Origin of the sequence: Prosthecobacter gellanilyticus (genome assembly GCF_007992435.1) — a bacterium.
Classification (GTDB): domain Bacteria; phylum Verrucomicrobiota; class Verrucomicrobiia; order Verrucomicrobiales; family Verrucomicrobiaceae; genus Prosthecobacter; species Prosthecobacter gellanilyticus.
This window is the reverse complement of record NZ_BKAG01000010.1, coordinates 95,591-117,447: the sequence shown is the minus strand read 5'-3', so window position 1 is coordinate 117,447 and position 21,857 is coordinate 95,591. Positions and strand designations below refer to the sequence as shown.

Below are 21,857 nucleotides of genomic sequence, written 5' to 3'. Positions count from 1 at the left end.
GAAGGTGAGATTTCCTGTCTATAAATTATTGTATTTATATAAAATGCATTTAATTTTGGTCGTCCATTGCTCCCAATGCCCGCTGATAGTCCGCCAAAGCCGCCTTCGACGAAGCGTGTGCGCCTCCTTCCGTGGCGCGGGCCGGTGCATTTTGCACTGCTCATGGCGACGAGCGCGGTATCGCTGACTTTGCCATTGCTCTACATCGTCGCACTGATGGCCTTCATGGGTTATCTGGCGTGGGTGGCGTGGGACTGGACCCATCACCTGGCCTTTGCCCAACAACTGACCTGGCAGGATGCCTTGCCTCTCGGGTATCTGGCAGGAGGGGTGGTGACATGGATTTTTATGCTGCGCCCGCTGCTGCCGAATCCGCGTCGAAAAGGAGTGGCTTTGCAGATCACTCCGGCGAGCCAGCCAGACATCTATGAGCTGGTCGACGAGCTGTGCTGGCACCTGCGCCTGGATCCTGTGGAAGAGATCTGGCTGGATACCACGGCGAGCATCCGCACGTCCGTGAAGGATGGGGTCGTCGGCGTGAGCAGCGGCCAGATGATTTTGAATATCGGCCTGCCGGTTGTCTCCGTGACCAGTGCCAGGGAATTTGCCTCTCTTTTGGTTCAGGAACTCGCGATGAATGCAGGCGGCATCGGCACCACATTCAGCCATCTGGTGCGGGAGCTGAACTCCTGGTTCTACAGAGCTCTCATGGAGCGTGACCCGTGGGAGATGGACATGAGTCAGGCCAGGAAGAAGGAGACGAAGTTTCAGGCTTTCATCCGGAAGGTCACCTGGCTGTGGATGACGGTGGCGAAGGTGCTGTTCGCCTTCTTCTTTGTGATCGCTCGTTTGGTGAATGCTGCTGCCCTTTTGCGCCTGCAATCTGGGGCGAACGCTGCGGCGCGAAACCTCATCGGACCTGAGGCTTGGGCCGCGTTGGAGGCCAAGATCGGCCTGCTCGACAAAGCCTGGAGCGCCAGCAAGGTGGAGATCCGCCGCGGCATGGTCCAAAACCGTCTGCCTGAGAATCTCTCCCTGCTGCTCGCCCGCCATGTGGCCCGGGCAGCTCGTGAGAGCAAAGTCGTCCCTCCCTCTGGAGCATCTCGCAAGGCCGCCAAGGGTGAGGAAATCATCTCCGGGCTTCCTGTCGATGCACCGGCGGCCTCGCAGTTTCGTAGCTTTGTGGATCTGTCCCGGCAGGTGACCTTCTTCTATTACCAGCATGAGCTGGGTGTCAGCCTGCTTGAGCACCGCATGGTGGCCGAGGAGGAGGTGATTCATCAAAACCGCCGGGAAGACGAGTCACTCATCGTCATTCGTCGCTACTTTGGAGGCCTGGCTCATCCAGAGCGCGCGATGTGCGGGCTGGGTGGCACTCATGTGACTTCACCGGGGCAGGCACCGCTCAAAGCGGAGATCCTGCTGGTCCGTGAGGAAATGAAGGAATGGGCCAGCCGGCTTAAAATGTCTCTTCAGGAGTGGAACCTGGCCTGGCAGCGCCGGCGTGATCTCGAGGCCGCGGCCACTCTCAGCCTGGCGGGGTTCACGGTTTCCCGCATTCAGTTCGGCACGGAGGACACCAGTCCTGAGTCCCTTCGTGCGGAAGGTTCCCGCCAGCGCATGGTCATGGAGCATGTGGAGACAGCGGTCCAGGCTTATGAGAAGCGTATGGAGAGCCGCTTTGCGGCGGCTCTTGGGCTGCTTTGGTGGACGTCTGACAGTGAGCTCGATGATGCTTTGTGCGTGAGAAAGCAGGAGCTTCCGCAGTGGTGTCTGGTCTATGAAAGCCTGGCCTCCGCCCTTCCAAGCTTCAGGGAACTGCTGACGACCTTCTTCGCCTTCCAAACTCTGGGGGCCAAGTTTGCGAACCTCAATGATAACGGCAGCTTCTTTGCGGCGCTCCAATCCGTGGTGCCAAAGATGACCAATCTGGTGCGCCAGATCCTGGGAACGCTGGACGGGGCCATGTATCCCTTCACGTCAAACAGGGTCCCCATCCCGATGAATGACTACTTGCTGCAGGGTAAGCTCCCGGAGCCTGCAAATGTGTCGATGAATCCTGGTTCGACCATCGATACCCGGGCACTCTCCGCGCAAATGGCCGCCACCTCCTCCGAGGTGATCGCGCCGTTTGTGGATCGCTTTCTGCAGCTTTACCACAAGTCCTATGCCTGGCTGGCCGAGTCAGCTGAGCGCACGGAGAACCATTTCCTCAGCCCATTGAGCATGGGCGCGGACGTGGAACTGCTGATGCCTGAGGAGTTTGCCAAAATGCGGGAAACCCAGCCTCTGCGCACGCCTCCGGTCTTGCCGAAAAAGGCGTGATGACTCTGTGATAAACCGATGACGACCAGCAAATTAGCGAACGATCGGGCTGAGCAGGAAGGAGTGGTGCAGGGGAGACTTGCTCACCACGACAGAGGCTGCCGGAACGCGGGCGACTGGAGTGCCGACGACCACACGGCGAGCCTGCTGGGGCACATAGGAAGTGGAGGAGGGCCAGCGGCGCTGAACCTTGCGGCTGAACTGACGGTCAACGGTGCGCAGCACCTGGACCAGGGCGACCATGAGCGCGGAATTCACCACGCTGGCCAGGAACAGCAGACCATAATAGGAAACCTTCTTGATAGCCACGGACAGCCAAATGGAGCCTTCGCTCATCAGGTGGCCCAGGGTGGACTCATGTCCCGCGCTGTGGGAGGAGGCCAGCTCAAGCATGAACAGGGCACCGCCGCAGATCATGATGAGCATGAGGGTGAAGAAAGCGTAGTCGAACCAATGGATCCTGACGCGACGCGCGGACCGCCGCGCTGAAAAAACTGGAGCTTCCACAAGAAGCGAGGGAGAAAGGGAGCGAGTCATGGCTATTAATTATGGTTATACGGGCAATATACGTCTGTTTCAAAGTTTATATTTAATAAACCTTGATATTTTTGCACGTTCTCATGAACAGTGGTCCTGCCTTTGGTTAGGCCGCCAAAATGGCCGGTTCGAGCGCCTTTTGTCGACTTGCGAGACGACTTCAGAACACCCACCAAATAGGTCCACTGATCATCCTGGTTTGACGAGCTCAAAAGACGAGTTCCCCCCCTCAACTGGACATTGATTCCAGTATCTCGTCTTAAACCAGCCGTCCCGTCACATACTGCTCGGTCAGCTTGAGCTTCGGATTGCCGAAGATCTCCATGGTGTCGTCATACTCCACGAGCTTTCCCTTGTAAAAGAAGGCCGTTTTGTCGGCGATGCGCTTCGCCTGCTCCATGTTGTGGGTCACGATGACAAAGGTGAACTGCCCGCGAAGCTGCGCGATGAGGTCTTCGATACGTGCTGTGGCGATGGGATCCAGCGCGGCGCAGGGCTCATCCATCAAAAGAATGCGCGGCTGAAGGGCCACCGCTCTGGCGATGCACAAACGCTGCTGCTGACCGCCGCTGAGACCTGTGGCAGGCTCATGCAGACGATCCTTCACCTCATCCCACAGAGCGGAGAGCTTGAGACTGCGCTCCGCAGCTTCTTCCAGCTCCTGCTTGTCCTTCACTCCGGCGACACGCAGTCCATACACGGCGTTTTCAAAGATGCTGCGCGGGAAGGGATTGTACTTCTGGAAAACCATGCCGATGTTTCGGCGCAGGCTGATCACATCAACCTCAGGCGAGTAAATGTCCACACCATCAATGCGGATGTGGCCGCTGACCACGCGGGCGATGTCCACCAGATCATTGATGCGGTTGATGGCGCGCAGCAGGGTGCTTTTGCCGCAACCTGAGGGCCCGATAAGCGCCGTGATGTCCTGCCGATGCAGATCCAAATCCACATCAAAGATCACCTGATGGTCGCCATAGGCATAGTTGAACTTCTCCACCTGGATGAAGCTGGCGTCGGGTGTTGGCGATGGCGAGGTGGCTGGCATTGGTGAAACGACAGAAGGCTGATATGGAGCACTAATACCCCGGGCTTCCAAACCATTGTCTTCTGCAGTTCTGAAAAAAGTCGTCATGGGTGTTCATGAGTTCGATCAGAGGATCAACTGAAGGTGCCGCGCAGATAGGACTCGGTCAGTTTCTCCTTCGGCCGGTCAAACATGCGCTCCGTCTCGCCGAACTCGATGAGCTTGCCAAGATGAAGGAAGGCGGTGTAGTCGCTCACCCGCACGGCTTGCTGCATGTTATGGGTCACGATGATGACGGTGTAGTCGCGGGCCAGTTGATGGATGAGTTCCTCGATCTTCAGGGTGGCGATCGGGTCGAGCGCGGAGCAGGGCTCGTCCATCAAAAGGACGTCTGGCTGCGTGGCGATGGCGCGCGCGATGCAGAGACGCTGCTGTTGGCCACCGCTCAAACCGAGCGCATGAGCTTGAAGACGATCTTTGAGCTCATCCCAAAGGGCGGCCTGCGTCAGCGCCCGCTCGACGGCTTCGTGAATGACTTCGCCATCCTTTTCGCCATGCACACGAAGACCGTAGGCCACGTTTTCGTAGATGGTTTTAGGGAAGGGATTGCTCTTCTGAAACACCATCCCGACCTGCTTGCGGAGCTGCGTGAGATCCACATCCGCATCATGGATGTTCTTGCCCTTCACCCGCACCTCACCTTTGGCGATGCGTGCTCCAGTGACACGGTCATTCATGCGGTTGATGCAGCGCAGCAGCGTGCTTTTACCGCAGCCGGAGGGGCCGATGAGGGCTGTCACGCGCTTGCGCTCAACCTCAAGATTGATGCCATGCAGCGCCGTCTTGCTGCCATACGCGAAATCCATGTCTTTGACCTCCACGATGGAAGGCTGGGCTGGATTTGAATCAGTGGGCATGAGTGAAATGAAAACTGAGAACAGGAAACCGTGAACTGAGAACCGGGAACCCCTTACCATTTGTATTTGCCGCGCAGACGGCGGCGCATCCAGATGGAGGTCGCAGCGAGGCTGGCGACGAGGACGAGGAAGACGAAGACGCTGCCGTATTGAGCGCGCTCCGAGTATTCATTATGCGGAATGCGCGCTGCCAGGGTGTAGATGTGATAGGGCAGGGCCTGCACGGATTCGGTGAAGATGCCCAGGAAGCGCTGCACGCTCTGCTCCCAATGCGCGAACATGCCGGCATCTGCGGGCAGGGGAGGCATGTCTTTTTGCCAAGGAAGCTTGTCTTTGAAGGCCAGCGCCGCGGTGAACATGATCGGTGCGGTTTCACCTGCAGCGCGGGCGATGCCGAGGATGCTGCTCGTCAGGATGCCTGGTGTGGCAAAGGGCAGCACCGCACGCCAGATGGTCTGCCAGCGGGTGGCTCCGAGGGCCATGCTGGTTTCGCGGAAGCCCTGGGGCACGGCCTGAAGGCACTGCTCGCTGGCCGTGATGATCACCGGCAGAATGACGAAGGCCAGCGTGAAGCCACCACTCAGCACGCAGGTGTCCCAGCCTTGGAAACTCAGCTTCGTGAAGAGCAGCGGAATGACCAGCAGGCTGCGCTCATGCGGTGTGTCAGTCAGCACGGGTGCCGTCAGAACGAAGGCGCCAAGACCGAACAGACCAAACACCACCGAGGGCACGCCGGCGAGATTTAGAATGGCGAGCCGGATCATCTCCACGCGCTTTCCTTTGCTGGCATACTCACTCAGATAGATGGCACTGCACACTCCGAGGAAGAGGGCGATGGTGACACTGACAACGACGAGCAACGCGGTGCCGACGATGGGACCGAGAATGCCTCCGCCAGAGTAAGAGATGGTCTTCTCCTCTCGGAAGTTATCGCCGAGCTGTTTCTTGATCCCATCAGCACCGTTCACATCCGTCTCGATGGCGTTGCCTTGCTTGTCGAAGATGACGTGCAGCGTGCCTGGCAGCTCGGTGAGAAACTTCACATTCACAAAGGGGAACTCTTTGCGGAAGGTGATCGGCGCGCCCTTGATGAAAATATGCGCCACGATGGACACCGTGACGGCCACGATGAGGAAGGTGCTCAGGCGGAGAAGCCAGCGCACCGTGGTCTCGCGGCGCTGGGCGGAGCTTTGGTCTCCGGCGAAGGGATTGGCAGATTCGTTGCTCATCATGCTTTCGGGAGTTCAAACCTGCGCACCACGGCGCGGGCGCAGCCGTTCACAGCGAGGGAGATGACAAAGAGGACGATGCCTACCATGAAGAGTGCCTGCCAGTGCGCGCTGCCGCGTGACACCTCACCCAGTTCCTGGGCGATGATGCCGGTCAGTGTATGCGCGGGCTGGAAAATCACGCCCGGGCCTCCGCTGAAATCAGGAATGGCGATACGGTTGCCGGCCACAAGCAGCACCACCATGGTCTCACCGATCACACGGCCAAGGCCGAGCAAGATCGCGGCGGCGATGCCGGACAAGCCTGCGGGAACGATGACCCGGAACACCGTCTGCAGCTTCGTGGCACCGAGCGCATCCGAGGCATCGATGTAGGCCTGCGGCACATTGTTCAGCGCATCTTCCGCGAGGCTGAACATGGTCGGCACGGCCATCAGCGCGAGCAGGCAGCCAGCGTTGAACATGTTGAGCCGCTCTTGAATCGGGAAGCCCGGCAGCCAGCCCAGCCATGGCACCTCGCTGATCTCTTTGATGAGATCACCCACCAATGAGATGCCGATGAAACCGAGCACCACGGATGGAATGGCCTGGATGAACTCGATCACTGGTTTGATGATCTCCTTCTCACGGTCCGAGGCGAACTGGTTCGTGTAGATCGCTGCCGCCACACTCAGCGGCGTGGCGATCACGATGGCAATCAAGGCAATCACCACAGAACCCACCAGCAGTGGAACGAAGCCGAAGAAGTCCTGCCACGAGCTGTTCGTGAGCCAGGATGTGCCGAAGAAGAAAGCGCCGATGACAGTGAAGATGGAAACGGGTTTGTCCTGCTTCCAGGTGCGAAGGCTCTCCACACCATCACGCAATGCTTTGGCATGCAGTGGCAGGGCAGCGCGCACTTCGGTGAGGAGTTGGGTGGCTTCAGCGGTGCCGCCCTCCTTGGGCAGATTGACGGCAGCTGCATCCGCCGCAGCGGCATAGGCCACGACTTTTCCGATGAGCTCTTCCCGACGTTCGAGGACGGGCTTGATGCTTTCCTCATAGTTAGGCTCGTCGGTCTTGGATGCATCAGCCTCTTTGATCAGATCTTCTTTTTCCTGGGGATCTTTGGCCTTGCTGGCGGCTTTGAGGAGTTTCTGGCGGCCTTCCTCAAGGGTGAAATGGGTGGTGGCGGCTTCCTTCGTGGCGAGAACTTCTTCCTTCAGCTCATCCAGCACACCACGCAGTTCCTCAGGGGCTTCCTCGAGTTCATCAGAGGCATCCACGAGTGGTCCGAACTTTTGCTTCGCCTCCTTGTCCTTCACCGTGAAGGCGGCGCTCAGTTCCATCAGCATCGGAGGCAGATCGCTCACTTCCGGTGTCAGCTTGGCAAATTCGTCGCGCAGGCGCTTGGCTTCATCAGCGGTGAAGACGTCAGGCACATTCATTTTGGCCGCTGCTTGCTGAGTCGCCGCGGCAACTTGCTGGCGCAGAGGATCAAGCTCCGTCGCGGCAGGCGCGGGTTCTTTTTCCAAAGCCGCCGCCAGAGGCTCGCGGGCCAGCTTGGTCTGCTCTTCCACCTCACGCTTCAGCAGGAAAGCGGCATCACGTCGTGCGCGCACTCCTTGGATGATCGGGTCCACACTGGTGGTCACGGCCCGGCGCAGCTTGCTGGAAAGCTCCTGCTGCTCGGAGAGCGGGCGATCCACGATATCGCAAAACTCAAGACCAGCGCGGCGGTAGATCTCCAGCTCATGCTTGTAGGTGCCGAGGAAACCGGCACCCTCCTTCAGCAGGAAGATCATGATCAGCGCCAGCACGATGATGGTCACGCTGGAGTTGGCCGCGAAGAAGCCTCGGATGAGGCCCTGGGGGTCGGCACCCACGATGGTGCGTTTCCCCTTCCTGAGGATCAGGTCACGGAGCGGAGGGCGTTCAATTGGAGCAGGAGTATCCACCAAGTCAGGAGGTCACGGGTGACAGGGAGAGAAACGGGCAACCGGCGAAGGAAGTGTCTCATTCGCCGGTTGGCACGCACTGTCAAATCAGGTGTTCTTTACTTCGCCAGGGACTTCGGCACGAAACCGACCTTGCCCACGATGCTGTCGCCATTGGCGCTGAGGCAGAAATCCACGAATTCCTTGGTCGTGCCGGTGGGTTCGCCGCTGGTGTAGAGGTAGGTCGGGCGGGAGTAAGGGTAGTCCTTCACCGTGGCCACGCTGGGGGACACGCCACCGATGGTCACCACTTTCGTGCCCTTGGAGGCGGCATAGGCCAGGCCCACGTAACCCACGCCATTGGCGTTCGAGCCGACTTCGGAAGCGATCTGCTCATTGCCAGCCATCTTCTGGCTGTTTTTGCCATACTCACGGCCCTTCATGGCCAGACCGATGAAGTCCTTATAAGTGCCAGAGGAGGTGTTACGGGTGTAGAGCGAGATCGGGCCAGGGGTGCCACCCACTTCGCTCCAGTCGGTGATATCACCGGCGAAGATCTGCAGCACCTGCTTCTTGCTCAGGTCCGAGACGGGATTGTTCTTGTTCACCACGATGACGATCATGTCCCAAGCGATCTCGAACTCGGTCAGGGTCACACCCTTGCTGCGGCAGAGGGCACGCTCGTCGGCCTTCACCTTGCGGGAAGACATGCCGATCTCGGCGGTGCCGGCGGCCAGATTTGTGAAAGCGGTGGAGGAACCTTCCGCAGCGATGTCAAAGCTCACTTTGCCACCCTGCTTCTTGAAGGACTCGGCCAGCTGGGGGACGAGCTTGGCACCGAGGGTGTCAGAACCGCGGATACGGAGGGTGGTCTGCGCCTGAAGGCTGACGGCCGTCGTCGCGATGAGGGCCAGGGTAAGAAGGGCGGATTTCATAGGAATAGGATGTCTGTTGGTTGGAGGCGGCCACCTTTTAGGAGGTGGTGAGGAGAGTGGCAAAAGTTGGCTTGTGACGAGTTTGTCACACATGGGGATATTTTGTCACGAAGAGTGAAAATATGGGTGTCCATGATGTCGTGTGACGCTCTGTGACACACGTGTAAATTGCTGTTAATCAAATGATTAAATATAAATTGGTGGGGCGTTGTGGTTGCGTGTGACGAACATGTAACATTCGAAATCTCGCCAACTTGGTGACGCTCCCAATACATGTCGGAACTGTCACCTTGGCATCCAGCCTGGGTGCTGTGTCTCACTGCCTCTGAGGCAGGTCCTTGGCTCTCTCTCTCTACGCTTCACCCACATCATGCTACGCATCAACCCGACCCGCACTCGCTGGAGACTCCTCAGTCTCTTCACGGCCGCTACAGTGGCCCTCACTCCCGCCTCTCCCGTGCTTGCCAGCCAGGCTATGGAGCAGCTTTTTGGCATCCTGAAGACCAAGGGCAGCATTACCCAGGCCGAGCATGACATGCTCGTGGCCGCCATGAAGGCTGATGAAGCCAAGGCCGCCGTCCCTGCTCCGGCCCCGGCTTCTGGAGCCACTCCTTCTTCAGCGCCCGTGGTCGCCAATGCCCCGGCTGGTTCCACGGCTGCTTTGGAAAGGCGCCTTGCTGCTCAAGAGACCCGCATCAAGCAGCTCGAGTCTGCTCTCAGTGGCACGAAGACCAAGGTGGATCAGATCGCTGCCGGCACGAAGCCGGAAGCTTCCACAGGTCTCGCTGGCAAGGTGGAGAAGCTTGAAGACATCCTCATGGGCACCAAGGGCCAGGTGGAGGAGCTTTCCCGTATCACGGATAACACCTCTCCTTCCACTCTGAGCAAGACCGAGCTGGATGAGATGCTGGCTGACAAATGGTATGAGCGTCTGAAGCTTAAAGGTTACGTCCAGGTGCGCGGCACCTCGGTTCTGCATGATGAAGGTGCTCCGCTTAACGTGCCGAATGATGCCATCGCCAATGACCTGACCAGCATCGGCATCCGTCGTGCCCGCATGACCTACAGCGGTGACCTGACCAACCACGTCTATCTCTATGCTCAGCTGGACTTCTTCGGCAGCGTCGCTGGCTCCGTTTCCAATGCCGTCTCCGCTCGTGACTACTATGCGGATATCTCCCTCGACTCCGCCCGCGAATATCGTGTCCGTCTCGGTCTTTCCAAGGTTCCTTACGGCTGGTCGAACATGCAGTCCTCCCAGAACCGCCTCGCCTTGGAGCGTCCGGACGCCATCAACTCGGCCGTCGAAGGCGAGCGTGATTTCGGTGCTTTCTTCTACTGGGCTCCGTATGAGATCCGTAACCGCTTCAAGGACCTTGTGAAGATGGGTCTGCGTGGCTCGGGTGACTACGGCGTGCTCGCTCTCGGTGCCTACTCGGGCAATGGCATCAATCGTGCCGACAACAACGGCCGGACGCACTACGTCGCCCGTCTCGCCTATCCGTTTGAGTTTGAGAACGGCCAGTTCCTGGAGCTGGGTGTTCAGGGCTACACCGGCCAGTTCGCGCCAGGCACCTCGTCTGTCCGCCGTCCGGATGGCACAACTGGCACGCCGACCTTTGCCGACAAAAAAGGCGTGCTCGATCAGCGCGTGGGTCTCAGCGCCATCCTTTACCCGCAGCCCTTCGGTCTCGAAGCCGAGTGGAACTGGGGCCGCGGCCCAACGCTCAGCAAGGACATGCGCACCATCACCTCAGACAGCCTCAGCGGAGGTTACGTCCAGGCGAACTATCGTCACGTCTTTGCGAACCAGCAGGAACTCATCCCCTTCGTCCGCTGGAGCACCTACGATGGTGGTCGTAAGTTCGCCACCAACGCCCCGCGCAACCAAGTGGACGAGATCGGCCTCGGTCTCCGCTACATCCCTTATCCTGAGCTCGAGCTGAGCCTGATGTATACTCACGGCGATCGCACCAATACCGCTGTCGCCCCCTACAATCAGACCCGCGCCGACTACATCGGCCTCCAGGCCCAGATCAACTTCTGATGATCGATATTTAGTTAGACTGATGTGACGATCAGGCCTCCTCAAAAGGGAGGCCTGATTTGTTTTGATGGGGTGTGTTTATGATTCAAAAATCCTCTGTCCATTGAAAGCACGGGCGGAGACGTAGAGAAGGATGAGAGCGATGACAGTGAGGGCGGTCTTGGACCAGAGCAGGGCAGTAAACTCGGCCTGTGCACCCCCGAAGCCGATGGGCGGGCTGGCCCAATATTCCACCACCGTGAAGCCGGAGATGGCAAGCGCAACGCCCACCCAACGCCGGCCACGATGATACAGGCCGAAGCCGGTGAGGATCAGGAGGATGCCGTAAACAGAGTAGGCCCAGGTGTCGCGCAGTTCGCGAGATTTGTTTTGACGTTCGGCCAGTTCAGAGTGCAGTTCATCCAGCTTCTTAAAGAGTGCGGGATTCTTGGAGCGTGTGGTAGAACTGACATATGTTCCAGAGTCGCCCCCGCTGCTGAATGGGTCGTCTTTCTGCGGCTGGGCGTCCGCTTTGAGCTTCTCGGACTCGACCCAAGCTTTGCGGTACTCTTCCAGCAGGACGCTGGAACTGCTCTCGTTGCGCACCTTTGTTCGCTCGGGAGAAAATTCATCAAAGACGGAGGTTTCCACGCCCCAGGCAATGTGGTGCAGGTCGCGCCCAAGCTGGCCGAGGAAGAGGACATTGCCGATGATAAAGAGAGTGATCTGTAGTGTGCGCATTCGAAGGGGCTGCGTTGTTTGCTCCTCGCGAAGAGGATATGCGCATGAGATGCAATGTGGTAGGTCGAGTCAATATCTCTCGGGAACGAATGACGAAGTCGTTTTCCTTATTTCGCCTCTGCACTCCCCCTCGGCAGCAGCATACCCGTCTGGAAATCCAGCACAGATCGCCTCAGCAGGTACTCATACCTTGTCGTCGTCTGGTTGATCTCCGCCGCTGTCAGCGTGAGCTGTGCCTGGCTCAGCTCCACCACACTGCTGCTCCCGGCCTGATACCGTGCCTCCGCCAGCGAATATGCCTGCGCCGACTGCTCGCGCAGACGGCCGGTGATGTTCAGCCGCTCCAGCGCGTTCGTGGCATTTAGCCAGGCGAGCTGCACATCCCGTGTGACCGCGGCTTCCTGATCCTTCAAAGTTTGTTCGGCGGCTTGTGCGCGCAGACCGGCCTCGTTCTGCCGAGCGGTGTTCAGCCCGCCGGTGAAAAGCGGCCAGGTCAGCACCACACCCGCGGCAGCGTAGTTCTGATCCAGGCTGCGATCTCGCCAGGGCATCACGCCTGCGGCGCCTTGCAAGGTCAGGCGGGGCCGGCTTAGCGCGTTTTCAGCCTTCACAAACTTCAGCGCCGCATCATGCTCCAGCCTCAATTTGGCCAGCTCAGGACGCATGTTCATCGCCATCTGTACCAGGCCATCCGCTTTGGATGGCAAGGCCACGGGCTGGATGGGCGAGGTGATGTGATACACGGTGTCCTTCGGATCCATCAGCAGCCGTGCCAGTGTGGCGTGAGCGGACTTCAGATCATTGCTCGAGCGCGAGACCAGCAGTTCCGCATCCTTCAGGTTCACCTCGGCAAAGCTCACATCGATGGCCGACTTGAGCTGGTTCTTTTGCAGTGAGACGGTGTTGTCACGCAGCAGGCCGCGTGTCTTCACCGTCTGCTCGGCCACATCCAGCAGCGCCTGCGCCTGCAGGATCGCATAGCAGGCCGCATCCGTTTCCAGCAGAATCTGCGCTCGCGTGGTCTGCGCGTTCTGCGCCTCGGCCTCGGCTCGTAGTCGCGAGCTGGCAGTGAGGTTTGTCGTGCGGCCAAAGTCCGTGATGAGCTGGGTCACGTTCAATGCTCCCGATGCACGGTCATAGATGCCGGCGAGCTGCAAGGCATCCGTGGAGGCGCGGACACCTCCCTGGCTTTCAGACGTGATGACGCCAGCCATGGTGCCCTGTACCTGCGGCAGATACGCTGCGCGATTTTGGTTCACAATCTCTTCCACCGCGCGAACGGTGAAGTCAGCAGCGTTGATGCGCGGATGCCTCTGCAAAACCAGCACACGAGCCTCACGCAGGCTCAGCTTCTGCGGCTGCTCTCCGGCATGGGCGGCAAGGAGTGGCAGGCAGGCGAGTAAAAGGGAGATTCGGTTCATGAAGCAGGCGTGGGGGAAGGGGAACGAGGGAGGGCTTCGCTGCGGCGATGCGCGATGAGATAGGCTGCAGGCACGACGAACATGGTGAGCAGCACCGAGACACCGAGACCGCCGATGATGGCGCGGGCCAGCGGCGCATAGGCCTCGCTGCCAGCACCAAGCGCGAGAGCCATGGGCATGAGGCCGATGAGGGTGGCGAGCGAGGTCATCAAGATCGGCCGCAAGCGCACACGGCAGGCGCTGACCACCGCATCCAGCAGCGGCATTCCGTCCTGTCTTTGATGGCGGGCGAACTCGACGATGAGAATGCTGTTCGAGACCACAATGCCCATCATCATCACCACGCCCATGAGCGACATGACGTTCATCGTCGTGCCGGTCAGCCAGAGAGTGAGCACCACGCCAATGAGACCCGTCGGAATGGCCAGCAGGATCAGAAGCGGATCCAGAAAGGACTGGAACTGAGCGACGAGGATCAGATACACAAGAACGACCGCGAGGATCAAACCCAGCCCGAAGGTCTTGAACGAAGCGTTCATGTTCCCCACGCTGCCGCGCAGGTCGATGCGTGCCCCTTCCGGCACCTTGGTTTCCTTGAGGATCTTCTCCACGCCCTTCATGACCAAGCTCACGTCCTCACCTTCCGGTGCCACGAAGAGATTGATGATGCGGCGGATCTGATAGTGTGTGATCTCGGTCGGACCGAGCATCGGCTCAAGAGTTGCCACGGCATCAAGACGCACGGACTTTTCCATGCCCGGGCCGCGAATCGGAATCGCGCGCAGCATTTCAAAATCCTTCACGTGATGATCGGGATACTGCACCGTGAGGTAGTAGTCGTTGCCGCTCTTCGGATCCGCCCAGAAGGTCGGGGCGATGAGGCCGTTCGACATCAGCGCGGTGATCACGTTATGCGTCACCTCCTTCGGGGTCAGTCCGAGTTCCGAGATGCGCTTGCGGTCCAGGTCCATGCGGATCGCCGGGTAGTCCATGTCTTGCGGAACGAGCACATCACTCACCCCTGGAAGCTGGCGGATCTTCGCCGCCAGTTCAGACGCCGTCTTGTGCGTGGCCTTGAGGTCCGAGCCGCTGATCTGAATATCGATCGGCGTTGGCTGGCCCAGGTTCAGCACGGAGTCCACCAAGCCTCCGGATTGGAAGAAAGCACTCACGTGCGGAAGCTCCGCGCGGATGCGCTCGCGCACACGCTGCATGTAATCATAGCTGCCCACATGATGCTCTTCCTTCAGGCTCACCTGCACCGTGGCCGTGTGCTGCGCTGAGTTCGGATTGAAGATCGCGGAGAAGTCTGCCGTGATGCCGATGTTGGACACGATGATGTTCATGTCGTCTTTGGAGATGACCTCATGGCAGATCTTCTCCACCTGCTCGACGAGCTTTTCAGTGACTTCCAAGCGGGTGCCGCTCGGTGCCTTCAGGCTGATGTAGAACTGTCCCGCATCCGTGCGCGGGAAGTAAGCCAGGCCAATCCTCGGCAGAATCAAAGCCGAAGCCCCCAGCGCGATGACAAGCGCGATCAACACCAGCGAAGGTGCCCTCATCGCCGAGCGCAGAAGCCTCTCAAAGATGTTTAGCATGCCATCGAAGCGGCGGTTGAACCACGCATTGAAACCCTTGGCATCGGGTGAACCATGCGGCTGCACCTTCTTGATCAGCTTCGCGCAGAACAGCGGCACCACCGTCATTGCCACGAGATAGGAAGCCAGGATGGAAAGCACCACGGCAAGCCCAAGCGCCATGAAGAGATAGCGGCTTGCACCCGACAGGAAGATCACGGGGAAGAACACCACCGCCGTCGTCAGCGTGGCAGCAAGCACTGGCAGCGCCACTTCACGTCCGCCTTTCTCCGCAGCCACCTCTGGCGTCTCGCCATGCTCCATGTGCCGGAAGATGTTTTCCAGCACCACCACCGAGTCATCGATAAGGCGTGAGAAACCGAGCGCGAGACCGCCGAGGATCATCGTGTTGATCGTGCCGCCACCAATCGCCAGCGCGATGAACATGGCCAGTGCTGACAGAGGGATGGACAGGAACACTGCGATCGTCGCGCGCATGTTGCCGAGGAAGATCAGAATCAAAATGCCGGTGAGGATGAGGCCGATGCCACCTTCGTGAATCAGGTTTTCGATGGCCTTCTTGACGAACATCGACTGGTCAAACACCACGTTCGTCACAAGCTGCTTGGGCACATCCACCAGATTCTTCAGCACCTCCTTCACACCCGCCACGACTGAGATCGTGTTGGCATCGCCACCTTGTTTGAGCACGGGTTGATAGGCCGATCTCTGGCCGTCCACACGCACGATGTTGTACTGCACCTGCGAGGCATCCTTGGCCTCGCCGATGTCACCGACGAGCACGGACGACTGCCCCACCGTCTTCAGGGGGATGCGCCCGATCTCCTCGATCGTGTCCACCTGCGTGTTCGCATAGATGTTGTAGTCAAAGGGGCCAATGCGCACGTCACCTGCAGGCAGGATGAGGTTCGAGTCATTGACTGACCTAACCACATCCATGACACTGAGTTGATGCGCTTCCAGCTTGAGCGGGTCCACGTAGACCTGGATCTGGCGGTAACGTCCACCGAAGGGCTGCGGCACGGCAGCGCCTGGCACCACCGCGACCTGTGTTCGCACCTTGTAGTGACCGGTGTCACGCAGTTGCGCCTCGTTCATGCCTTCACCTTTCAGCGTGATCAAGCACACGGGCTGGCTGGAGGCGTCAAACTTCAGGACCACCGGCGGAAGGGTGCCGGGCGGGAGTCGCCGCAGCTCAGCCATGGCCAGATTGCCGATGGAACTCACCGCAGAGTCTGCGCTGGTGCCGGGCTGGAAGTAGATCTTGATCAAGCTCGCTCCGGGGAGCGAACGTGATTCCATGTGGTCAATGCCACCCGCGAGCGTGAGGAAGCGCTCAAGACGGGCGGTGAGGTCCTGCTCGATCTGCTCCGGCGGCATGCCGGGGTAGAAGGTGGCCACGATGACCACCGGCATCTTGATCTCCGGAAAGAGATCGACCGGCAGCCTCACGAGGCTGGTTAGCCCAACCACAAGTGTGGCAAGGCAGGAGACGATGATGAAATAGGGATACCGAAGGGCGAATCGCGTCATGGGGGGCTGGTCAGTCTGGCTTCGGTTCTCAATCAAAAACGCCACGCACCGCGTTGCGCAGCTTGTCCACGGTCACGTCACCTGCGTAGCAGAGATCAAAGACCTTCTGCTCGCGTGCGATGATCGCCTCGGCAGCGGCCGGGATTTTGTCAGCAATCTCATGCGGCACGGAAAGCACGCCATGGCAGTCCGCATGCAGCAGATCACCTGGCTTCACCTCCAGTCCGCCAATCTTCACCGGCGTGCCAAACTCCACCACATGCACATAGGCATGAGAGACGGAGACATGATTCGCGAAGAGCTTGAACTTGCCTTTGTTGATCGCGGGCAGGTCACGCACGGAGCCGTTCGTGATGGCTGCAACGCAGCCGAGCCCATGCAGGATGCAGGCATGCACCTCGCCCAGGAAAGCGCCTGCGCCAGGAGTTTCATCCACATCTTCAATGACGACGATACGCGGTCCGGGAATGGTCAGGATGTGATCCCACCAGTCCGTGCGGTCGGGGAAGTTGCCACCCATCACAGGCGGGCTAGAGCAGCGGATGCGCGCGGTGACGGCATATCCCACGACTGGTGAGTCACAGTTCGTCATGCAGCGGATGCTGGAGTCGGCGTAACCTTCATTGCGGAGACGCACGTTGAAGGTCTCGATGGCATTGGCCACCGTGCAGGTGTCGAGAGCCTGCAATGCCTTGAGGGTGTCAGGAGAGATCGGCGGCTTCATTTCTCTTTCTTCTCGAGGGTTGGCAGTTCCACATGCTTCGGTTGCACACTCTGGCCGTGGCTGAACTGCGCACGACTGCCCACCATGACGAGGTCTCCCTCCGCCAGGCCTTCCTTGATCTCCAGATGCGTGGGCGACTCCGTGCCCACCGTGATGTTCTTCGCCTCGATCTTGTTCTCCTTGGTCACCAGATAGACACTGGAGGTTCCCTTGTCCCGCGCCACGGACTCGATCGGCAGCACCAGCGCGTCATTCCGCCGGTCGATCTTCAGCACCACGGTCGCGTAGACACCGGCAATCAAAGAGTTGTCTGTGTTCTCCAGGTCGATCTGCGCCTCCATGGTGCGGGTCGCTGTCTCCACCTTCTGGGCGACACGGGAGATCTTCGCCGTGAATTTTTTGCCCAGAGATGGAATGCGGATCTCCGCCTCATCACCCACCTTCACTCCGGCCACATAGGAAACGGAAACGGGAAAGGCCACGCGCAGCTTGTCCACCTGCGAGAGGCGCACCAGTGGCGATGATCCTGAACTCGTGCCCGCTTGAATGAGCGAGCCTGGATCCGAATAGCGACGCGTGATAACCCCGGCAAACGGTGCCGAGATCTGCGTGTAGTCCAGCATGGTCTGGAAGCGGGCAGTGGTCGCGGCGGCCACGTTCTGCTCTTCCTTGGCGGAGTTGAGTGCAGCCCTGGCGGACTGGTCCTGGAGGCGGGCGGAGTCGATGTCCTGCTTGGCGATGAGGTTTGGCTGGGCCTTGTCGGCAGCTTCAAGGCGTGTGATGGCCAGATGCGCCTCCTCATAGGCGGCGGTGAATTTTTCCATGTCAGCCTTGGCTCGGCGCTCCGTGGCCTCGGCATTCTGCAGGTCGAACTTTAGTTCGGGCACATCCAGGGCGGCGATGAGCTGGCCGTCCTTCACAACGTCACCGGCATCGACCAGCATCTTGTCCAGGTAACCTGTAGCCCGGGCATGCAGTTCGATCTCCTTATAAGGGCGCAGTTCGGCATCAAACGACACCTCCCTGTAAATCACGCCTTTCACCACGGGAACGACGGCCACGACGGGAGCATCGGCGGCGGGCAGGTAAGTCAGGCTCAGACCCAGCAAACTGAGAGTGGAGAGCCATCGCAGGCTTCGTGACGGGAGGAGGGGCGGGGGGATTGTTTCAAAAAGCATGTCTCGGGGGATTTTTGGCAACGGCTCCAAAGGATTCTTTGTTACAGTTTTGTCACATTGAGACCCTATTGGGTCAACGACATGCGCCCCCGCCACAAAGCAATCCACGCCCCCGCCACAGGCTTTCCGACGCAGCTCCCGGGTCAAAAACAGAGTTTTGCCGCTCTTGTAGCCCCTCTGGAAGGGACATCAGCCCGCCCTTTCCGACATGTCGGCGGCACAATCCGACACGCTTTCGCCTGATTGATTGTCATTCTATGCCACGTTGGTAATTCTGGCGGCTCACCCCTGGACACCGCTCTCCCAAACTAGTTCCCCCTCCATGTCACGCGCTTCTGATTACGACTCTCCCAAGTCCTACACACTCGTCTGGGTGGCCACGCTCCTCCTCATCGTGGGTTTTGTGACGGGCTTGGTGATGTTTCCACCCATGTATGAAACGCCGAAGGATGAGGCGACCAGCAGCGTGCTCTTCGTGGGCCGTTTCCACCCCATCCTCCTGCATATGCCCGTGGGTGCGCTAGGGCTGCTCTGCCTCATGGAGCTGATCTGTTTCACTCGTCGTGGCGAGGAAAGCCTGGGCGTAGGTGCGCTGCTCACTCTTTGGGTCGGTGCCGCAGGTTCCGTGATGGCGGTGCTCGCGGGCATCATGCTTTCCCGTGAAGGCGGTTATGAAGGGGGGAACTTCACCCTTCACCAAACTCTGGCGCTCATCGGTACCTGCGGGGTGTTGCTGGCCCTTGTGGTCCGCATCTTCTCCATGAGTCATGAAAACAGGGAACTCATGCACGCCTACCGTGCGCTCTTCTTCGGCAGCTTCGGCCTCATGGGCCTCGGTGCTCACTTCGGCGGCAACATGAGTCACGGCTCCAAGTTCATGACCGAGCACGCTCCGGAGCCCATCAAGAGCCAGATCACCGGCATGGAGAAGTGGATGCTCAGCTTTGTCGAGAAGCCGAAGACCAAGGGGGAGCCTGCTGCTCCTGAGGCGAGCCCGACCCCGGCGCCAGTTCCCACACCGGTGCCGACTCCTGTGCCAATTCCGGTTCCAGTGCCGGTGGTCGCTTCTAGCGGCACCACTCCAACTCCTCCGCCGCCCACTCCTCCGCCGCCCACTCCTCCTGCAGGCTCGAGCTCCGGACCGGATGAGAAGCTTGTGTTCCAGCACGTGATCCTCCCCATCTTCGAAGCCAAGTGCAACAAGTGCCACAATGAGGACAAGTCGAAGGGCGACCTCCGTCTCGACACCTATGAGATGGCCTTGAAGGGTGGTGAGAACGGCAAGAACATCGTGGCAGGCAAGCCCGAGGACAGCCTGACCGTTCAGCGTATCGCTCTTCCTGATGACGATGATGAGCACATGCCACCCGATGGCAAAGAACAGCTCACTCCTGCTGAGGCAGCCGCCATCCGTTACTGGATCCAGTCCGGTGCCAGCGAGACGATGAAGGTCTCCGAGGCTCAATTTCCGCCTGAGGCGAAAGAAGCTGTCAAACTTTGATCCCGATCTGCCTTGGCAAGGGATGCCGTCTTGGGAGCGTAACCTTCTGACGGCATCACTCATCCGTTTCCCCCGCTTAACTGTCCCCACCCACCCATGAAGAAATCCCTGCTGCTTCCGGCCCTCCTCGCCCTGAGCCTGCACGCTGCCGAGCAGCCTGCTGTTGATCCCGCCATCAAGGCCGCTCTCGACAAGGTCAATGCCTCCGGAGCCTCGCTCATGCCCATCGCTGCCGATGGCAAGACCTATCGCTTCACAGCTCTGAATGTGGCCAAGGATTTCACAGATGCTGGGCTCGATTCATTGGCTCCGATCGCGGACAAGGTAACCTCGATCGACCTGGCTCGCACGAAGATCACCGACGCAGGTCTGGCCAAGGTGGCCACGATGAAGAACCTCACGGAGCTTCATCTGGAAAACACCGCCATCAGTGATGCTGGCCTGGACCATCTCAAGGGTCTCGCCTCGCTTGAGTATCTCAACCTTTACAACACCAAGGTCACTGACAAGGGGCTGCCCACGCTGGCCGGTCTCAGCAAGCTGAAGTCTATTTACTTCTGGCAGAGCGGCGTGACCAAGGCTGGCGTGGCCCAGCTCAAGGCCAAGCTGCCGAACACACAGATCAACAACGGCTGGACCGCTGAAGATGATGCCAAGCCCGCTGCCATCGTGGCCGCTGCTCCTGCTGCCGGCGCACCAGCACCGGCCGCCGCGGCTCCCGCCAAGGCTGATGCCGCTGCCAAACCTGCGGCAGCTGCACCCGCCGCCGCTCCTGCTGCCGCTGGTGGCAAGCTTGATGCTGCCATCGCTGCGAAGGCAGTGGTTTATAAAGATGTCGTGGCTCCGATCATGAAAGCCAAATGCGTGAGCTGTCACGGTGAGGAGAAGAAGAAGGGCAAGCTGCAGCTTCACACCTTCGCCTCCATCCTGAAGGGTGGCAGCGATGGCGAGAACACTGTCATCCCGAAGAACACCAAGGACAGCCTTCTCCTCGTTCGCGCTCTTCTGCCGACTGATGACGATGAGCACATGCCGCCGAGTGATGAGCCGCAGCTCACGAAGGAAGAGATCGCCATTCTGAAGTGGTGGATTGAAGCCGGTGCTTCTGAATCTGACACCGTGGCCGCTGCCAAGCCCCCGGCTGATGTGGAAGGTGCCCTCGCCGTGGTGCTCGCCAAGGGGCTGCCAAAGGGAGATGCCACCGCTGCTGCCAAGGTTGAGAAGCCAAAAGCCAAGCCTCTGACGGATGCTGAGAAGAAGCAGGTCGCTGATGTCACTGCCAAGATGCAGGCTCTGAATGCCAGCCTCATGCCGCTGGCCCAGGACACTGAGCAGCTTCGCCTCAGCGTCATCAATGCCGCTGACAAGTTCACCGACAAAGAGCTCGCTCTTCTGGAGCCGATCGCCCAACAAATTGTGTGGGTGGACCTTGCCCGCAGCCAGGTCACCGATGCCGCTGCTGACACGCTGGCGAAGATGAGCAACCTGGAGCGCCTGCACCTCGAAAACACCAAGGTGACCGATGCTGGAATCGCCAAGCTCGCCACGTTGCAGAAGCTGGAATACCTCAACCTTTACGGCACCAAGACCACAGATGGCGGCATCGCCAAACTCGCGGGTGCCAAGGGGCTGAAGAAGCTCTTCGCCTGGCAGACCGCTGTCACCAAAAACGGTGCCAAGGCACTTGAAGGCCAGCTTCCTGGCTTGAAGGTGAACGTTGGCTTGAGCGAAGCCGAGATCGCCGCTCTCACCACGCCACCGCCTGCTCCTCCGGCCCCGCCGAAAAAAGAAGAGCCGAAGAAGGATGACGCCAAGAAAGCTGATGCCAAAAAAGCTGATGCCAAAAAAGCCGAGGAGAAGAAACCTGATGCTCCCAAGCCAGACGCCGCGAAGCCTGAGGCCAAGAAAGCGGACGACAAGAAGGCTGCCGCCGGTGGCAGCGATGTCATCAAGGTGGCCATGAAGCAGTCCTTCAAACCTGATGATGCCCTGAGCAAAAAGGTATCGGCGGGCACCGCCAGTGATGCCGAGGTGGCGCAGATGCTGAAAATCTGCCAGGACATCGCCGCAGCCATGCCGCCGAAAGGTGACAAAGCCGCCTGGGCCAGCAAGTGTGAGATCCTCATCGCCTCCGTGAAGAAGATCCAGGCCAAGGACGCGACTGGCATGGAAGCTTTTAAAAAGGCCTCGAACTGCAAGGCCTGCCACACAGATCACAAGGGTTCCTGAACCTTGATGACTGCACCTGA

The 21,857-nt window shown here is 59.3% G+C and carries 15 protein-coding genes; 4 read left to right on the top strand and 11 right to left on the bottom strand.

From position 1 onward, the window contains the following. Positions 1-75: 75 nt before the first annotated feature. A complete protein-coding gene (locus BGE01nite_RS09035; protein WP_146850119.1) occupies positions 76-2,325 on the top strand; it encodes a M48 family metalloprotease in 2,250 nt (749 codons plus the stop codon). A gap of 33 nt (positions 2,326-2,358) precedes the next feature. Here BGE01nite_RS09035 and BGE01nite_RS09030 read toward each other — a convergent pair whose 3' ends face one another. From BGE01nite_RS09030 to BGE01nite_RS09005, 6 genes are all read right to left on the bottom strand, one after another. Then, complete coding sequence (locus tag BGE01nite_RS09030) at positions 2,359-2,862, bottom strand: hypothetical protein (protein ID WP_146850118.1); 504 nt, start codon at positions 2,860-2,862, stop codon at positions 2,359-2,361. Between the two features lie 259 nt (positions 2,863-3,121). Then, on the bottom strand, positions 3,122-3,910 hold the full coding sequence (pstB, locus tag BGE01nite_RS09025; protein WP_146850117.1) for a phosphate ABC transporter ATP-binding protein PstB: 789 nt from the start codon (positions 3,908-3,910) through the stop codon (positions 3,122-3,124). A 113-nt stretch (positions 3,911-4,023) separates the two neighbouring features. Next, the gene (pstB, locus tag BGE01nite_RS09020; protein ID WP_246145688.1) at positions 4,024-4,806 is read right to left on the bottom strand and encodes a phosphate ABC transporter ATP-binding protein PstB; all 783 of its coding nucleotides are present in this window, start codon (positions 4,804-4,806) and stop codon (positions 4,024-4,026) included. Between the two features lie 53 nt (positions 4,807-4,859). Next, positions 4,860-6,038: a PstA family ABC transporter permease gene (locus tag BGE01nite_RS09015; RefSeq protein ID WP_146850115.1), complete on the bottom strand. Its 1,179-nt coding sequence runs from the start codon at positions 6,036-6,038 to the stop codon at positions 4,860-4,862. Further along, on the bottom strand, positions 6,035-7,900 hold the full coding sequence (gene pstC, locus BGE01nite_RS09010; RefSeq protein ID WP_218032940.1) for a phosphate ABC transporter permease subunit PstC: 1,866 nt from the start codon (positions 7,898-7,900) through the stop codon (positions 6,035-6,037). Before pstC ends, BGE01nite_RS09015 begins: the two co-directional genes overlap by 4 nt. 170 nt (positions 7,901-8,070) lie before the next feature. After that, positions 8,071-8,886, bottom strand: a complete 816-nt coding sequence (locus BGE01nite_RS09005) for a PstS family phosphate ABC transporter substrate-binding protein (protein ID WP_146850114.1) — start codon at positions 8,884-8,886, stop codon at positions 8,071-8,073. A 370-nt stretch (positions 8,887-9,256) separates the two neighbouring features. On the opposite strand from BGE01nite_RS09005, the gene BGE01nite_RS09000 reads away from it, so the two are divergent. Beyond that, positions 9,257-10,933, top strand: a complete 1,677-nt coding sequence (locus BGE01nite_RS09000) for a porin (protein ID WP_146850113.1) — start codon at positions 9,257-9,259, stop codon at positions 10,931-10,933. Positions 10,934-11,011: 78 nt separating this feature from the next. On the opposite strand, the gene BGE01nite_RS08995 is transcribed toward BGE01nite_RS09000, so the two are convergent. The 5 genes from BGE01nite_RS08995 to BGE01nite_RS08975 form a co-directional block, all read right to left on the bottom strand. Beyond that, the gene (locus BGE01nite_RS08995; RefSeq protein WP_146850112.1) at positions 11,012-11,653 is read right to left on the bottom strand and encodes a hypothetical protein; all 642 of its coding nucleotides are present in this window, start codon (positions 11,651-11,653) and stop codon (positions 11,012-11,014) included. Between the two features lie 107 nt (positions 11,654-11,760). After that, positions 11,761-13,074 carry a TolC family protein gene (locus BGE01nite_RS08990; RefSeq protein ID WP_146850111.1) on the bottom strand — a complete coding sequence of 438 codons (1,314 nt, stop codon included), beginning with the start codon at positions 13,072-13,074 and terminating at the stop codon, positions 11,761-11,763. After that, the gene (locus tag BGE01nite_RS08985) at positions 13,071-16,205 is read right to left on the bottom strand and encodes an efflux RND transporter permease subunit (protein WP_146850110.1); all 3,135 of its coding nucleotides are present in this window, start codon (positions 16,203-16,205) and stop codon (positions 13,071-13,073) included. The genes BGE01nite_RS08990 and BGE01nite_RS08985 overlap by 4 nt, the downstream gene beginning before the upstream one ends. 28 nt (positions 16,206-16,233) lie before the next feature. Next, on the bottom strand, positions 16,234-16,929 hold the full coding sequence (locus BGE01nite_RS08980; protein ID WP_146850109.1) for an RraA family protein: 696 nt from the start codon (positions 16,927-16,929) through the stop codon (positions 16,234-16,236). After that, the gene (locus BGE01nite_RS08975) at positions 16,926-18,107 is read right to left on the bottom strand and encodes an efflux RND transporter periplasmic adaptor subunit (RefSeq protein ID WP_146850108.1); all 1,182 of its coding nucleotides are present in this window, start codon (positions 18,105-18,107) and stop codon (positions 16,926-16,928) included. The genes BGE01nite_RS08980 and BGE01nite_RS08975 overlap by 4 nt, the downstream gene beginning before the upstream one ends. A gap of 322 nt (positions 18,108-18,429) precedes the next feature. Between BGE01nite_RS08975 and BGE01nite_RS08970 the strand changes: the two genes are divergently transcribed. Next, positions 18,430-19,608: a c-type cytochrome domain-containing protein gene (locus BGE01nite_RS08970; RefSeq protein ID WP_146850107.1), complete on the top strand. Its 1,179-nt coding sequence runs from the start codon at positions 18,430-18,432 to the stop codon at positions 19,606-19,608. Positions 19,609-19,704: 96 nt separating this feature from the next. Next, positions 19,705-21,837: a c-type cytochrome domain-containing protein gene (locus BGE01nite_RS08965; protein ID WP_146850106.1), complete on the top strand. Its 2,133-nt coding sequence runs from the start codon at positions 19,705-19,707 to the stop codon at positions 21,835-21,837. Positions 21,838-21,857: the final 20 nt, after the last annotated feature.

What these genes read in the sequence shown, in the direction of transcription:
- BGE01nite_RS08980 (WP_146850109.1), bottom strand. Translation starts at nt 16,929, where the DNA reads ATGAAGCCGCCGATCTCTCCTGACACCCTCAAGGCATTGCAGGCTCTC.
- BGE01nite_RS08965 (WP_146850106.1), top strand. Translation starts at nt 19,705, where the DNA reads ATGAAGAAATCCCTGCTGCTTCCGGCCCTCCTCGCCCTGAGCCTGCAC.
- BGE01nite_RS09030 (WP_146850118.1), bottom strand. Translation starts at nt 2,862, where the DNA reads ATGACTCGCTCCCTTTCTCCCTCGCTTCTTGTGGAAGCTCCAGTTTTT.
- BGE01nite_RS09015 (WP_146850115.1), bottom strand. Translation starts at nt 6,038, where the DNA reads ATGATGAGCAACGAATCTGCCAATCCCTTCGCCGGAGACCAAAGCTCC.
- BGE01nite_RS08975 (WP_146850108.1), bottom strand. Translation starts at nt 18,107, where the DNA reads ATGCTTTTTGAAACAATCCCCCCGCCCCTCCTCCCGTCACGAAGCCTG.
- BGE01nite_RS09000 (WP_146850113.1), top strand. Translation starts at nt 9,257, where the DNA reads ATGCTACGCATCAACCCGACCCGCACTCGCTGGAGACTCCTCAGTCTC.
- BGE01nite_RS08970 (WP_146850107.1), top strand. Translation starts at nt 18,430, where the DNA reads ATGTCACGCGCTTCTGATTACGACTCTCCCAAGTCCTACACACTCGTC.
- BGE01nite_RS08995 (WP_146850112.1), bottom strand. Translation starts at nt 11,653, where the DNA reads ATGCGCACACTACAGATCACTCTCTTTATCATCGGCAATGTCCTCTTC.
- BGE01nite_RS08990 (WP_146850111.1), bottom strand. Translation starts at nt 13,074, where the DNA reads ATGAACCGAATCTCCCTTTTACTCGCCTGCCTGCCACTCCTTGCCGCC.
- BGE01nite_RS09035 (WP_146850119.1), top strand. Translation starts at nt 76, where the DNA reads ATGCCCGCTGATAGTCCGCCAAAGCCGCCTTCGACGAAGCGTGTGCGC.
- pstB (WP_146850117.1), bottom strand. Translation starts at nt 3,910, where the DNA reads ATGCCAGCCACCTCGCCATCGCCAACACCCGACGCCAGCTTCATCCAG.
- pstB (WP_246145688.1), bottom strand. Translation starts at nt 4,806, where the DNA reads ATGCCCACTGATTCAAATCCAGCCCAGCCTTCCATCGTGGAGGTCAAA.
- BGE01nite_RS09005 (WP_146850114.1), bottom strand. Translation starts at nt 8,886, where the DNA reads ATGAAATCCGCCCTTCTTACCCTGGCCCTCATCGCGACGACGGCCGTC.
- BGE01nite_RS08985 (WP_146850110.1), bottom strand. Translation starts at nt 16,205, where the DNA reads ATGACGCGATTCGCCCTTCGGTATCCCTATTTCATCATCGTCTCCTGC.